The sequence below is a fragment of the Streptomyces sp. NPDC057271 genome (genome assembly GCF_042668715.1).
In the GTDB taxonomy this organism is placed as follows: Bacteria; Actinomycetota; Actinomycetes; order Streptomycetales; family Streptomycetaceae; genus Streptomyces.
Genome location: NZ_JBHUYJ010000045.1, coordinates 46,834 through 60,986, shown reverse-complemented (window position 1 = coordinate 60,986; position 14,153 = coordinate 46,834). Strand labels below are relative to the sequence as shown.

The following is a 14,153-nucleotide window of genomic DNA, read 5'->3' as shown; positions in this document are numbered from 1 at the left end:
ACGGCGCCTTCGAAGCCCTCAAGGACAAGGACCAGGCACAGGAAGCCGTCATCCGCCTCGAACACGGACAGCCGATCCGCTTCGGCACCGGCCAGAACAAGGGCGTCGTCCGCGACCCGGCGACCGGCGACCTGAAAGTCGTCACCGTGACCGCGGAGAACCAGCACACCGTCCTCGTCCACGACGCCCACACCGCCTCCCCCACCACCGCCTTCGCACTCTCCCGCCTCGCCGACCCCGACACCCTCCACCAGACCCCCATCGGCGTCTTCCGCTCCGTCCGACGCCCCGTCTACGACACGCTGATGGCCGACCAACTCGAAACCGCCATCGAACAACACGGCAAGGGCGACCTCGGCCAACTCCTCGCGGGCAACGACACCTGGACCGTCGCCGGCTGACGCGGGACGAGGCAAGGGTGAGGGGCGCGGCCGCGCGAGGGGCCACGCCCCTCACCCCTTCAGGCGCTTCTTCTCGTCTTCCGCGAACTTCTCGAACTGTCCGAGGTAGCGCGGGACGCCGTGCTCGATCCGGTACAGGAAGACCGCTTTGTTGTACCGGAACATCATCACGTTCTGTTCGTCGAAGCCGTACGTCTTGGCCACGCCCTGGTACGAGAACGCCCGCATCGCACCGCGCACGGCGACCCGCGTCATCGCCAGCCGCCGGCCCGACACCAGGTCCCTCATACGGTCGGCCAGGCACGTCACGGCGTCGTACGCCTCCACCGCGAACCGCTCGACCGGCGCCGTGCCCGACAGGCCCCAGCGCCCGCGGTAGGCGGCCGTGAACTCCTCGGCCGCGGGCACGAGCGCCGGATCGACATAGGTGGTGCCGAAGTACCAGCCCTCGGCCGCCGGGCCGGCGGTGGAGAGGAACTCCGGTGCCAGCGCGTACTCGACGCCCCCGCACAGACCTCCGTAGCCCTCCTGCCTCAGCGCCTTGGCGCACAGTCCGGCGCGGCGCGGGGAGACGCCCCCGTAGAGCACGGCGTCGGGGCGGGTGGCGACGACCTCGCGCGCCACGGAGCCGAAGTCATCTTCGTCCGACGCGATCTGATGCACGGTCACCGACTCTCCCGCCGCGCTCATGGTGGTCCGCACGGAGTTGGCCGTACGCCAGCCGTAGTCGCCCGCCGCCCTGTCCTGCACGACGGCGGTCCGCTTGGCGCCACGCACGAGGGCGATGCTGGTGAAGGGAAGTTGCAGCATGTCGTGATGGACGCGCAGCTCGCGGTAGACGGGGTTGACGGTCTGGAAGGGCAGGTCGCCCTGGTCGATGCCGACGGCGACGGTCGCCAGCACCAGCAGGTTCGCGTCGTAGGTGGGGGCGGCGGCGATCACGGTCTCGCGGGTGGTCGGGCCGATCACGGCCATGACGGCCGCGTCCTGCACGAACTCCCGTGCCAAGGCTCCCGCACGGGGTGGGTGGCCCTCGTCGTCCAGTACCTTCAGCGCCAGGTCGAAGGGCCGGTCGGGACGGGCGTTGAAGGTCTCGGCCGCCAGCCTGGCCCCGCGCTCCTGGGCGCGCCCGTCGGCGGCCCGGGGGCCGCTCAGATCGGTCTGGATCCCGATGCTGTACGTGGGCAGGGCCGCGGGCGGCCCACCGGCCGCCGGGTTCGCGGGTGTGCGGTTCACGAGCCAGGCCGTCAGCCCGCCGGCCCCGGCGACGGCGGCCGCGGACCCGAGCGCCAGGAAGCGGCGACGTGACGGGGGGCCGCCGTCCGGGGTTCCGGCGACGACGACGGTCGGCTCCGCCACGGGCAGGTCCAGGACCCGCCCGGAGCGTTCGGCGATCAGCGCGGGCAGCCCGGGCGGCAGCCAGTCGCCCGCAGACCCCTCGGCTCGCCCCAGCCGCGCCCGTACCTCATCCGCCGTCGGCCGTTCCGCCGGGTCCTTGGCGAGACACGCGGTCACCAGCGGCAGCAGCGCCTCCGGTACGCCGTCGAGGTCGGGCTCCTCGTGGACGGTGCGGTACACGACGGCGGCCACCCCGCCCGTACCGAAGGGGCGTCGCCCGGTCGTCGCGTACGCGAGGACGCACCCCAGCGAGAAGACGTCGCTCGGCGGGCCGACCTCGCCCGCACCGGCGGTGCGGGCCTGCTCGGGGGCGAGGAAACCGGGCGTGCCGATCATCGCGTCGGTGGCGGTGAGGGCGGTGGCCCCGGCCGACCTGGCGATGCCGAAGTCGATCAGGCGCGGCCCGTCGAGGGCGAGGAGGACGTTGCCCGGCTTGACGTCCCGGTGGACGAGTCCGGCCTCGTGCATGTCCGCCAGCGCGTCGGCGAGCCGGGCGCCCAGGGCCCGTACGCTCTGTTCGGGCAGGGCGCCGTGGAGGCCGACGGCCTCGGCAAGCGAGGGTCCGGGCACGAACTCGGTGGCGAGCCAGGGCTCGCGGGCCTCCGGGTCGGAGCCGAGGACGCGGACCACCCAGTGGCCGGTGATGCGCTCGGCGATCCGGGCCTCCCGCCGGAACCGCTCGCGGAAGCCGGGGTCGGAGGCGTGCTCGGCCAGGATCAGCTTGAGCGCGGCGAGCGCGCCGCCGGCGGACCGGGCGAGGTAGACCACGCCCATGCCGCCGGCGCCGAGCCGGCCCAGCAGACGGTATCCGGCGATCGTCGAGGGATCGGCGGGACGGAGCGGCCGCACGCTCAGACCTGTCGCTTCTCGGGCGGCACGGCGGGGGCGAACTCCAGTGGTTTGTAGCGACCGTTCTCAACCACGTACATGAAGGTGCCGACCCCCGCCAGCCGTCCGTTCTCGGGGTCGAAGACGTAGCCGCCCATGGCGCCGGTGTACTTGGCCTTGAGGAGTTGGGCCGCGAGTTTCGTGCGGTCGGGGCGCTTCCCTCCCTGCGCCGCCTTCTCCACCTCCTGGGCCAGGAGGTTGACCATGTCGAAGCATTCGCCCGCGTAGAAGGCGGGGGCCGCGCCGTACCGCTTGCGGTGCGCGACGACGAAGGCGGAGGCCTCCTTGCGGGTCGTGGGGTCGACGACCGGCGCGCCGATGATCCAGCCCTCGGCCGCCTCCCCCGCCTCGGTGAGGAACTGCGGCTTGAACACATGCTGTCCGGTGCTTCTCATACCGGTGAAGCCGAGTTCATCGAGCGCGCGGGCGGCGAGGACGGCGCTCGGAGCGAGGCCGCAGTGGACGTACGCGTCCATCCCCTCCGCCATCATGCTGCCGAGCACTCGCTTGTAGTCGGTGGTGGGCCCGGGGACGACACGGGGGACGGGGACGACCTTCGCGTGCCGGAAGCCGAAGTTGGCGCCGCCGATGTACTGCCAGGCGTAGGAGTCGTCGGTCCGTTCCTGGAGGATGCCCGGCCGGATGCTCCGGGTCTTCGTCAGGACGTAGTAGGCGAGGCACATGCCCGCGTTGATGTGCTGCGGGCACGCCTGCACCATCGAGAGCCCCTGGCCGCCGGCCCGGTTGGTCAGCAGGTTCAGCCCGGCGGAGACCGTGATCACGGGCAGGAGTGCCTCGTCGTACGCGGGGAGGGCGGCCAGGCCCGTGTAGTCGGAGGTGGGTCCGATCACGCCGAGGACGTCGGGGTCGCCGGTGAGGACGCGGGCCGCGGCCAGGGCCCTGTTGCTGTCCCCGCCGTCGTCGGAGACCTTGAGTTCGAGGGTGAACGGCTTGTTCTCACGGGCGTTGAACTGCTCGACCGCGAGTCGGGCGCCGCGCTCCTGCGCGCGGCCGATGTCCTTGGCGGGGCCGGTCAGGTCGGCCTGGACGCCGATGACCCAGCGGCGCTTCTTCGGCCCTGGGGCGGCCTTCCGGTCCTTGTCGTGGTTCCGCAGCGCGGCCCAGGCGGCGATGCCGCCTCCGGCGGCGAGGACGGCGCCGCCGGAGGCCAGGAGCAGGAACCTCCTTCTGCCGGAGCCCTGTTGTGCACCGTCGTCCGCCGTGCCGAGCTGGGTGGACTCGATCTCGGGCAGGGCGAGCATGGCGGCGGAACGTTCGGCGATGGTCCGTACGACGGGGGCGGGCAGCCAGTCGTTCCCGGCGCCGGGCGCGTCCTCCGTGAGGCGGTCGGCGATCTCCTCGGCGGTGGGCCGCCCGTCCGGGTCCTTGGCGAGGCAGGCGCGCAGGAGGTCCAGGAGCCCGTCCGGTACGCCGGCGAGGTCGGGCTCGTCGTGGACCGTGCGGTACAGCAGGGCGTCGATCGCCCCCGTGCCGAAGGGCGGGCGGCCGGTCGCCGCGTGGGCGAGGAGGCAGCCGAGCGCGAAGACGTCGCTGGGCGGGCCGATCTCGCCGGCGCGGGCCTCGGCCTGTTCGGGCGCGAGGAAGCCGGGGGTGCCGACGACCATGTCGGTGGAGGTGAGCGCGGTCTCCCCGGTCACCCGGGCGATGCCGAAGTCGATCAGGCGCGGCCCGTCGAGAGCGAGGAGGACGTTGCCGGGTTTGACGTCCCGGTGGACGAGTCCGGCCGCGTGCACCGCGGCCAGCGCGCGGGCGAGCGCGCCGCCGAGGATCCGTACGCTCCGCTCCGGCAGCGGGCCGTGCGCGGCGACGGCCTCGCCGAGGGAGGGGCCGGGGACGAAGGCGGTCGCCATCCACGGCTGGGGGGCGTCCGGGTCGGCGCCGGTGACGGGGACGGCCCAGGGGCTGGCGACCCGGCGGGCGGCCTCGACCTCGCGGCGGAACCGGGCGCGGAAGTCGGCCTGGTCGGCCTGGTCGCCGTGGGTGACCTTCACGGCGGCGAGTTCGCCGTTGTCCGTGCGGCCGAGGTAGACCACGCCCATGCCACCGGCGCCGAGCCGGCCGAGCAGCCGGTATCCGGCGATCGCCGACGGGTCGGAGGTCCGGAGCGGCTGAAGGACCGCGGGGCTCATGACTGCACCTCCAGATTGTCCTCGGCGCGCCCGACCATGGTCACCAGGGCCTGGACCTGCGCGCTGTCGACCTCCTTGGCGACATGGCCGGGAGCGCCCTTGACGACGGCCGCGACGGTGACCTGTCCCACGCGGGACTGGTGCCAGGAGTACGTCTGCTCGCCCTTGACCGCGTCGTTGACGTACGACCCCGCCTCTCTGAGCGTGTCCGCGGCGATGAAGTTGCCGCCGGCGCCGTAGAGGCTGCCGAGGGACAGCAGGCCGGTGATCCGCTCTCCGTCGCGCAGCCGCTGGTCGGGGCAGCGGAGCGCCTCCTCCAGGGTCTCGGCCATCTCCCAGTCGGCGTCCGTCTCGGTGCGGTGGACGGTGACGGTCGCGGAGACCCGGAGCGCCCCCCGGCCCGGCCGGGCGGGGATCTCACCGTAGGCGGTGACACTGTGGAGCACGGTCCGCGGGCGGGTCCCGGTCTCCCAGGTGCACTGTGCGGAGAGGACCGGCCAGTAGTCGTCGGCGCTCAGGTACGGGGTGCGCTTGACGAAGTCCGCCCCCCAGGACTCGGGGCCGGCGACGATCGCGAGGGCGAGCCGCTTGGCCTCGGCCTCGTTCTTCGGGGCCCGCTTCGGGTCGGCGGTGAAGCCGAGCTTCGAGGGCGCCGGCGCGGGCTGCGCGGTCGCCGCTCCGGACGCCGCCGCCGAGGGCGTACCCCCCTTGCCGTCGGTACGTCCGCCGTCGTCGCCCGCGTCGGAGCACCCCGTCAGGATCAGGCCGCACGCGAGAACTCCCCCGCAGGCGCGCAGCACTCTTCGGTACCCGTATGTCACGTATCCCCCACGCACGCTCACACTTGCCCCGAGTGGTGAGGAGATCGTACGACGCGTGGGCACCAACTCGCCGCGTTTACAACATCATTGGGGCGAACCTGTGGCCTTCCCGGGACGTGCCGCGTCATAGCGGGCACGGGCCTCCCGGACCGCCGGGACCCGGGCCTCGGTCCAGCGGGCCAGTTCCCAGACGCGGCCGGCGGCCTCCTCGCCGAGTCCGGTGAGGCTGTAGTCGACGCGTGGCGGGATGACCGGCTTGGCGTCGCGGTGCACGAAGCCGTCGCGCTCCAGGGTCTGGAGCGTCTGCGTCAGCATCTTCTCGCTGACCCCGCCGACCTGTCGGCGCAGCTCGCTGAAGCGGTAGGAGCGCTCCCGCAGGGCGATCAGGATCAGGACGCCCCACCGGCTGGTGACGTGCTCCAGGACGAGCCGCGCCGGGCACATCGCGCCGTCGGCACCGGCCGGCGGACTCTTCGGGTCACTTACTTCCATGCCAGTACCTTACTTCAAAGTGGGTACTTTCATATAGTTAGCGCCCCTCGTACGGTGAGTGCATCACCCACCGCACCCCACGGGAGCAGGAACCACCATGAGCATCGTCGTCACCGGAGCCACCGGACAGCTCGGCCGTCTCGTCATCGACGAGCTCCTCGCCCAGGCACCCGCCGAATCCGTCGTCGCCGTCGTCCGGGACGAGGCGAAGGCCGCCGACCTCGCCGAGCGAGGCATCGAGCTGCGGATCGCCGACTACGGCAGGCCGGAGACCCTCGCGGGCGCCTTCCGGCCCGGCGACCGCGTGCTGCTGATCTCCGGCAGCGAGGTCGGGCAGCGCGTGGCCCAGCACGCGGCCGTGATCGACGCGGCCAAGGCCGCCGGCGTCGCCCAGCTCGCGTACACCGGCATCCTCGGCGGGCCGGAGGCCGACTTCGACCTGGCCGCCGAGCACCGGGCGACGGAGACGCTGATCCTCGACTCGGGGCTGCCGTACACGTTCCTGCGCAACGGCTGGTACACCGAGAACTACACCGCGAACCTCGCCCCCGTCCTCGCCCACGGCGCCGTCGTCGCCAACGCCGGCGAGGGCCGCGTCGCCTCCGCCGCGCGCGCCGACTACGCCGCCGCGGCCGCCGCCGTCCTGACCGGCCCGGCCGAGGAGCACGTGAACAGGGCGTACGAGCTGAGCGGCGACACCGCCTGGTCGCTGGCCGAGTACGCGGCCGAGGTCGCCCGCCAGACCGGCCGGGAGATCGGGTACGACAACGTCCCGGCCGAGGCGCACGAGGCGATCCTGACCGCCGCCGGGGTCCCTGCGGCCTTCGCCGCGATCCTCGTGGACGTCGACAGGGCCATCGAGCGCGGGGCGCTCGCCCGGCGGACCGGCGACCTGTCCCGCCTCATCGGCCGCCCCACCACCCCGCTCGCCGAGACGGTCGCGAAGGCCCTCGCTTAGCGCCGCCGCGAAGGTCATGACCGTATCGCGGTACGGACATGACAGCCTGCCCTGTCCGGCGCTACCTTCATCAGGACGGCGTGGCGCAGGGCAGGAGGTTCGGTGAAGACGGACAACGAGGGACGAGCGGGTCTCCTCTACGGGATCGGTGCCTACGGGATGTGGGGTCTGGTCCCGCTCTTCTGGCCGCTCCTGAAGCCGGCCGGGGCGGTCGAGATCCTCGCCCACCGGATGGTGTGGTCCCTGGCCTTCGTCGTCGTCGCGCTCCTCGCGGTCCGCCGCTGGGGCTGGATACGCGAGCTGGTGCGCAGCCCGCGCAAGCTCGGCCTGATCACGCTGGCCGCGGCGGTGATCACCGTCAACTGGGGCGTCTACATCTGGGCGGTCAACGCCGGCCAGGTCGTCGAGGCGTCCCTCGGCTACTTCATCAACCCGCTCGTCACGATCGCGCTGGGCGTCCTGCTCCTGAAGGAGCGGCTGCGGCCCGCGCAGTGGGTGGCGGTCGGCGTGGCCGCCACGGCCGTGCTCGTCCTCTCCGTCGGGTACGGGCGTCCGCCGTGGATCTCGCTGATCCTGGCCTTCTCCTTCGGCGTCTACGGCCTGGTGAAGAAGAAGGTCAACATCGGCGGCCTCGAGTCCCTGGCGGCCGAGACCGCGATCCAGTTCCTGCCGGCCCTCGCCTACCTGCTGTGGCTCGGCTCGCGGGGTTCGGCCACCTTCGGCACCGAGGGCACCGGGCACGCGGCCCTGCTCGCCGCGACCGGCATCGTCACCGCCGTACCCCTGATCTGCTTCGGAGCGGCGGCGATCCGCGTACCGCTGTCGACCCTGGGGCTTCTCCAGTACCTGGCCCCGATGTTCCAGTTCGTGCTGGGGATCGCGTACTTCCACGAGGCGATGCCCCCGGAGCGCTGGGCGGGCTTCTCGCTGGTGTGGCTGGCGCTGACGATCCTGACCTGGGACGCGCTGCGGACGGCCCGGCGGAGCAGGGTGGCACTGGCGGTCGCCGAGCGCGCGGCGGCCGCGGCGGCGACGACCGGCACCGTGCGCCCCGACGCCGCGGCCGCCTCCGACCCCGGCCGGACCCCGGCCGTCTCCTGAGCACCCAGGCCGCCGTACCCCCGGGCCGCCGTACCCCTGAGGCCGCCGTGCCCCCGGGCCGCCGTACCCCTGAGGCCGTGGTGTCCCGGGGCGCCATGTCGCGGGACGCCGTGCCCCCGGGCCGTCGTACCCCTGAGGCCGCCGTGTCCCTGAGGCCGCCGTGCCCCCGGGCCGCCGTGCCCCTGAGGCCGTCGTGCGCGCGGCGGCTCAGGAAGCCAGCAGGTCGTGCTCCCGGATCAGCCAGCACACGGCCGTGAGGCGCAGGGTCGCGAAGTCGTGGCCGACCGGCTCGGTCCAGTCGGCCTCCGACAGCGAGTCCGTGAAGCCGAGGACGTACTCGGCGAGGTCCTCCCTGCGCACGACCCGCCGACGGGTGAGCGCGGTCTCGTGCGGGCGACGCGGGGCCGGGATCAGGGCGTCGCACACGGCCGCCGCGTGCTGGTCGACGGCGGCCACGAGCCCCGGCTCGAAGGCGAACTCCGAGAGCCGGGGCATGTACGTGGCGGCCACTCCGACCAGCGGACAGTCGGAATCGTTCATTCCTCCACACTAAGGGCGCCTCCCGGTCACCCCGCGGCGACCTTGGTCGCAGCCTCCGGGACCTCCCGGACCTCCGGGACCTCCGCGACCTCGTTCACGGCCCTGGCGCCCCGCAGCCCCGTCGCCGAGACCAGCGCCCCGAGCGCCACCATCGCCACCGGCACGGTCAGCGCGGCCCGGAAGCCGTCGAGCCCGCCGCCGACGATCCCGTACACCGCCGTCACCAGCGAGATGCCGACGGCCGAGCCGAACTGCGTCGCCGTGGTCAGGAGCCCGCTCGCCAGCCCCTGCTCCTCCTCGTCGATCCCCTCCGTCGCGGCGATCGTCAGCGGCCCGTACGCCAGCGAGAAGGCGAGCCCGGTCAGCAGCAGGGTCGGGAACATCGCCGCGTACGACCAGTCCGGCCCGACCGGCAGGAACAGCGCGTACGAGAGGACCGCGAGCACGAAACCGCCCAGGATCACCCGTCCGTTGCCGAACCGCGCCACGAGCCTGGGCGTGAGCGTCGGGGCGAGGACCGCGTCGACGCCCATGACCATCAGCGCGAGGGCCGTCTCCAGGGAGGACCAGCCGCGCAGCTCCTGGAGGTAGAGCGTGGCGACGAACTGGAAGCCGAAGAAGGAGCCGACGAAGAGCAGCGCCCCGAGGTCGGCCCGGACGGTCGACGCCTTGCGCAGCAGCCCGAGTCGGACGAGCGGGGAGGCGGCACGGCGCTCCACGGCGACGAACAGCCCGGCGAGGGCCACACCGGCGGCGGCCACCAGGGCGGTCAGCGGCCAGCCGTCGAAGCCGTGCTCCAGCCGTACGATCCCGTACGCGAGCAGCAGCATCGCCCCGGCCGCGGTCAGCGCGCCGGCGACGTCGAAGCCGCCGGCCGCGCGCTCCGGCCGCGCCTCGCCCGGGATCAGCCGCAGCGCGGCGAGCAGGATCGCCGCCGCCAGCAGGACGGGGGCGAAGAAGACCCAGCGCCAGCCGAGCTGGGTGAGCAGTCCGCCGATGACCAGGCCGAGGGAGAAGCCTCCGGCGGCCGTGCCGGCGAAGACCAGCAGCGCCTGGTTGCGCTGCGGACCCTCCTCGTACGACGTCGTGATGATCGACATCGCGGCGGGGGTCATGAACGCGGCGGCGACACCCGTCACGAAGCGGGCCGTGATCAGCATCCAGCCCTCGGTCGCGAAGCCGCCGAGGCCGGAGAAGAGCAGGAAGACGGTGAGCCAGCCGAGGAACATCCGGCGGCGGCCGAGGAGGTCGGCGGCGCGTCCGCCGAGGAGGGTGAAGCCGGCGTAGCCGAGGACGTACGCGGACATCACCCAGGCCGCACTGGCCGTGGACAGGTCCAGATCGGATCTGATGCTGGGCACCGCGACGGCGAGCATGGCGACGTCGATGCCTTCGAGGAAGATCGTTCCGCAGAGGACGAGGAGGAGGGCCCAGGCACGTGCGGGCAGGGATGTGGACACAGCTGTCTCCAGGGCGGGGAAGGGGAAGGGTGGTTACCGGCCATGGGGTCGGTTCTCTCTTGTAACCACCCCGATCCTGCGGCAGGATCCGATGCCATGGAAGAAGGCACTTCGAAGTCACCGAGTCACTGCGAAGTGACCTACGCGGACGGCTACTCCGGGGACGCGTCCCCCTTCCAGTGGGACACGCGGGAGGACTGCGAGGTACGGCAGATCCTCGACCGGGTCGCCGACAAGTGGTCCCTGCTCGTCATCGCCCTGCTCGACCGCCGCAAGCTGCGCTTCTCGGAGCTGCGGCGGGAGATCGACGGGATCAGCCAGCGCATGCTGACGGTGACCTTGCGCCAGTTGGAGCGGGACGGCCTCGTGAAGCGGACGGTCCACCCGGTGGTCCCGCCGCGCGTGGAGTACGAACTGACGCCGCTGGGCGGCACGTTGCACACGACGATCCGCTCGCTGGTCCTCTGGACGGAGCTGCACCAGAACGAGATCGCGGCCGCGCGGCAGGAGTACGACGCGAAGGAGGCGGCCGAGGCGCAGGCCGCCCTGGCCTGACCGGGCGCGTCATCCCTGCGCCGGATGTCGGGACACGGTCCGCCCGGGTCGTCATGACCGATACCGGGGGAACGATTCCCGCGCGCAGTGACGCCCCCGCAAAGGCGCCGGATCTACACCGGAACGGCATCGGAACGGCATCGGAACGGCTACGGAGCGACACCGGAACGGCCCCGGCGCGGCTACGGAGCGAGACCGGAAAGCCGACCGAACGAAGATGCGGTTTTCCGTACAACCGTTCACGCCGGCGGGGAGTCGTATCAGGCGGTGCGTACGGGTACGCGCACCCGCTCCTGTCGCCCGGGGGCCTCACGTGGTCGCAGCCGGCGACGTCGACCACATCGCGTGAGGCCTACCGTGCCGCGCCGTCGCGGACGCGCGCTGCGGAGTGCGGTCGCTGAGCGGCGCCCGCCCCTCCGTGCGCTCGGACACCTCGCGTGTCCGCTCCCTCATGAAGCAACCTTCGGAAGGTCACCTCACACGTGAAGCACCGCATTTCCGGTCGTCGGCTCGCCGCCGCGGTCCTCACCCTGTCCACGGTCACGGCCGTGACGGGGACCCTCGTCACCGTCCCGGCCGTAGCCGCCGTCCCCGCGGCGGCGGCCACGGCCGGTGCCGAGGCCGCCGACGTGGCGCCGCTGCCGGTCGACGCCGACATCGTCAGCGTCGGCGACACCGGCTACCTCACGTCCCGCGAGGACGCCGAGGGCAGGACCGCCCTGGAGTGGCGGAAGACCGACGGCTCGGTGGAGCCGGTCAGCGGCGCCACCGTCGGCCACGACACCACGTCCGACTTCGTCGTCACGAGCGAAGGCGGCAGCACGATCACCGTCCGGGACATGACGGCCCCCGCCGTCCCGCCCCTCACGGTCGACCTCGCCACCGAGTTCGCCGCCGGGGCCGAGCTGGTCGGCGTGGTCGGCAGGAACCTGTTCGTACAGGTCCCCAGGGCGGGGAACTTCCACGACCTGTGGCTGTACACCCCGGACGGCGAGCGGACCAGGAAGGTCCAGCTCTCCGGGTACGGCAACCACGTGAGCTTCAAGGTCGTCGCGTCCGCCGGGAACGAGGCGCTCGTCCTGGTCACCACCCGGTACGACTCGGGGGCGACGTTCCGCAACCAGGACTCGCTGGCGCGGGTCGACTTCGTCCACGGCACGCCTCTCAAGCACGAGAGGGACACCGGCAAGCTCGTGACGGACGCCTCCGGGGCCCTCACCCACGACTACACCGCCCGGGTCGAGGCCCGTACCGAGGGCAACAGGGTCATCGTCGACAGGGCCGGCAAGCTCCCCAAGGAGATCCGGCTCGACAGCTTCACCCAGAAGGCCGTGATCGTCGGCATCGTCGGTGACGTGCTGCTGTACGGCGTCCCGGGCGAGGCCGCCGGCCATTCGATCAACCCGCTGTACGCGGTGGACCTCTTCGCGTCCGACGCCCAGCCGTACGAGCTTCTGGAGCGCTTCTCCAGCGTCGCCCACGCCCCGGACGGCGCTGTGCACGTGCGGGGCGTCAAGGACGACGCCGACGGCCTGTACCGGCTGTTCGACGGCGTCCAGGGAAGCGTCCCCGTGGTGACCGAGATCGCGAGCACGGGCCGCGACTTCGCCGTCACCGTGGTCGACTCGAAGGTTCCCGCGACGGTGGACCTCCAGCAGCCGGGCACCTCCGTGCGGTTCGAGTGGACGATCTCGCGGTCCGCGTTCGCGATGGTGACGCTGACGCACGTGGCCACCGGCAAGAAGATCACCCTGCCCGGTCCGGACGACCGCTCCACGAATCCGGTCATGGAGTGGGACGGAAAGATCGCCGGCGCCGACGCCCCGAACGGCGCCTACACCTGGCACTTCGTCGCCATCCCGGGCGGCATCGGCAGCGCCGCGCGCGCCTCCGGCACGTTCCAGGTCACCCGGCAGGCCAACCCGCACGACTACAACGACAACGGCTCGACCGACCTGCTCGCGCGGGACTCCTCGGGCATGCTGTGGCGGGACGACCTGTTCGACGGGCCGGTGGACGGCCAGTACAAGTCGGCCGACCGGACGGCCATCGGCGGCGGATGGCAGACGTACAAGCACATCGAGGCGGCCGGGAACATCGTCGGCGCCCCGAACGGCGATCTCGTCGCCGTCGACAACGCCGGTTCGCTGTACTACTACCTCGGCAAGGGCGACGGGAGTTTCGAGAGGCGCGTCCGCGTGGGCGGCGGCTGGCAGATCTACCGGCAGATCACCGCGGGCTCCGACCTCGACGGCGACGGGCGGGCCGACCTCGTCGCGGCCGACACCTCGGGTGTCCTCTGGTTCTACAAGGGCACCGGCGACACCGCCCAGCCGTACGCCAAGCGCGTCCGTGTGGGCGGCGGCTGGCAGCAGTACAACCGGCTCACCGCCGTCGGGGACATCGCCGGCTCGGCCGCCGGTGACCTCGTCGCCCGCGGCACCGACGGCGTTCTCTGGCTCTACCAGGGCAACGGCCGCGGCAACTTCACCGCCCGCGTGAGGATCGGCGGCGGCTGGAACGCCTACACCCAGCTCGTCGGCGCCGGAGACGTCACCAACGACGGCCGCCCCGACCTGATCGCCTACGGGGCGGGCGGCACGTACCTCTACCGCTCCACCGGCTCGGTCACCGCACCCTTCGAGCGGCGCCTGACGACCGGTCTGTACGCGGGCGAGGGCACCACGTTCAACAGCGTGGTCTGACACACAGGTCCCAGGGGTACGCCTTCGCCCCCGCCCGGGACCCCGTCGGCGGCCGCCCCGGCCGACGTGATCCGGCCGTCGTCCGACATCCGGACGGCGGCCCGACGACGGCCCGACGACGGCCGACGGGCAGCCGAGAGGCGGCCCGCCGGCCGCCCTACGGCCGCCGGACTCAGGCGCGCCGTACCTCGAACTGGAAGCAGCCGTACTCGACGGCCCTGACGTGCACGAGTGCGACCCGGGGGTCGGCGAAGGCCTCCGCGAAGCCCTTGTCGAAGGCCGCGGTCGCCTCCGCCGGGATCTCCAGGAGCCGCCCGCCGACGATCCGCCCCTCGGCGTCGTAACGGCGCAGCGTACGCAGCGCGCCAGGCCGGTCGAAGGGGTACGACTCCGGGGCGGCGGGCGGCCCGGCGCACTGCTCGGCGTGGACGAAGACCGGCCCCTGCTCGTCGTACGCCCCGGGGGCTGCCCCGCTCGCGGCGGCCCAGCGGCGGAGCGGCGCGTACGAGACGAGGGCTATCCGCTCCCCCTCGCGAGCGGCGCGCAGGCAGCACCGCAAGGGGCTGCCTGCGGCCTCCGTGTCCGCCGTGAACGGTGCGCAGGGCCGCCCCGCGTCATCGGTGCGGCGCAGTTCGGCGAGGGCGGCGGGCGGGACAGGCAGTGCGGTGTAGGTGGTCATGCGCC

General features: G+C 72.8%; 11 protein-coding genes and 1 pseudogene. 5 read left to right on the top strand and 7 right to left on the bottom strand.

What is annotated here, in order from left to right:
• A pseudogene (locus tag ACFUJR_RS21560) lies at nt 1–401 on the top strand (2-oxoacid:ferredoxin oxidoreductase subunit beta); the annotation flags it as partial.
• 51 nt (nt 402–452) lie between these two features.
• On the opposite strand, the gene ACFUJR_RS21555 reads toward ACFUJR_RS21560, so the two are convergent.
• The 4 genes from ACFUJR_RS21555 to ACFUJR_RS21540 form a co-directional block, all read right to left on the bottom strand.
• Nucleotides 453–2,648 (bottom strand): ABC transporter substrate-binding protein, encoded by a 2,196-nt coding sequence (locus ACFUJR_RS21555; RefSeq protein WP_383165879.1) that lies wholly within the window; start codon nt 2,646–2,648, stop codon nt 453–455.
• Between the two features lie 2 nt (nt 2,649–2,650).
• Nucleotides 2,651–4,837 (bottom strand): bifunctional serine/threonine-protein kinase/ABC transporter substrate-binding protein, encoded by a 2,187-nt coding sequence (locus ACFUJR_RS21550; protein ID WP_383165876.1) that lies wholly within the window; start codon nt 4,835–4,837, stop codon nt 2,651–2,653.
• A complete protein-coding gene (locus ACFUJR_RS21545; protein WP_383165874.1) occupies nt 4,834–5,658 on the bottom strand; it encodes a hypothetical protein in 825 nt (274 codons plus the stop codon). Before ACFUJR_RS21545 ends, ACFUJR_RS21550 begins: the two co-directional genes overlap by 4 nt.
• 84 nt (nt 5,659–5,742) lie before the next feature.
• A complete protein-coding gene (locus ACFUJR_RS21540) occupies nt 5,743–6,150 on the bottom strand; it encodes a winged helix-turn-helix transcriptional regulator (protein ID WP_383165871.1) in 408 nt (135 codons plus the stop codon).
• A 97-nt stretch (nt 6,151–6,247) separates the two neighbouring features.
• On the opposite strand from ACFUJR_RS21540, the gene ACFUJR_RS21535 reads away from it, so the two are divergent.
• Together ACFUJR_RS21535 and rarD are read left to right on the top strand one after the other, a co-directional pair.
• Complete coding sequence (locus ACFUJR_RS21535) at nt 6,248–7,108, top strand: NAD(P)H-binding protein (protein WP_383165868.1); 861 nt, start codon at nt 6,248–6,250, stop codon at nt 7,106–7,108.
• A gap of 102 nt (nt 7,109–7,210) precedes the next feature.
• Nucleotides 7,211–8,209 carry an EamA family transporter RarD gene (gene rarD / locus ACFUJR_RS21530; RefSeq protein ID WP_383165865.1) on the top strand — a complete coding sequence of 333 codons (999 nt, stop codon included), beginning with the start codon at nt 7,211–7,213 and terminating at the stop codon, nt 8,207–8,209.
• Between the two features lie 207 nt (nt 8,210–8,416).
• On the opposite strand, the gene ACFUJR_RS21525 is transcribed toward rarD, so the two are convergent.
• Complete coding sequence (locus ACFUJR_RS21525) at nt 8,417–8,749, bottom strand: DUF6401 family natural product biosynthesis protein (protein ID WP_383165862.1); 333 nt, start codon at nt 8,747–8,749, stop codon at nt 8,417–8,419.
• A 26-nt stretch (nt 8,750–8,775) separates the two neighbouring features.
• A complete protein-coding gene (locus ACFUJR_RS21520; protein ID WP_383165886.1) occupies nt 8,776–10,197 on the bottom strand; it encodes an MFS transporter in 1,422 nt (473 codons plus the stop codon).
• A 108-nt stretch (nt 10,198–10,305) separates the two neighbouring features.
• Between ACFUJR_RS21520 and ACFUJR_RS21515 the strand changes: the two genes are divergently transcribed.
• Nucleotides 10,306–10,764 (top strand): winged helix-turn-helix transcriptional regulator, encoded by a 459-nt coding sequence (locus ACFUJR_RS21515; RefSeq protein ID WP_383165859.1) that lies wholly within the window; start codon nt 10,306–10,308, stop codon nt 10,762–10,764.
• Between the two features lie 482 nt (nt 10,765–11,246).
• Nucleotides 11,247–13,469, top strand: a complete 2,223-nt coding sequence (locus ACFUJR_RS21510; RefSeq protein WP_383165857.1) for an FG-GAP repeat domain-containing protein — start codon at nt 11,247–11,249, stop codon at nt 13,467–13,469.
• A gap of 172 nt (nt 13,470–13,641) precedes the next feature.
• On the opposite strand, the gene ACFUJR_RS21505 is transcribed toward ACFUJR_RS21510, so the two are convergent.
• The gene (locus ACFUJR_RS21505) at nt 13,642–14,148 is read right to left on the bottom strand and encodes a DUF1203 domain-containing protein (protein ID WP_383165854.1); all 507 of its coding nucleotides are present in this window, start codon (nt 14,146–14,148) and stop codon (nt 13,642–13,644) included.
• Nucleotides 14,149–14,153 lie beyond the last annotated feature (5 nt).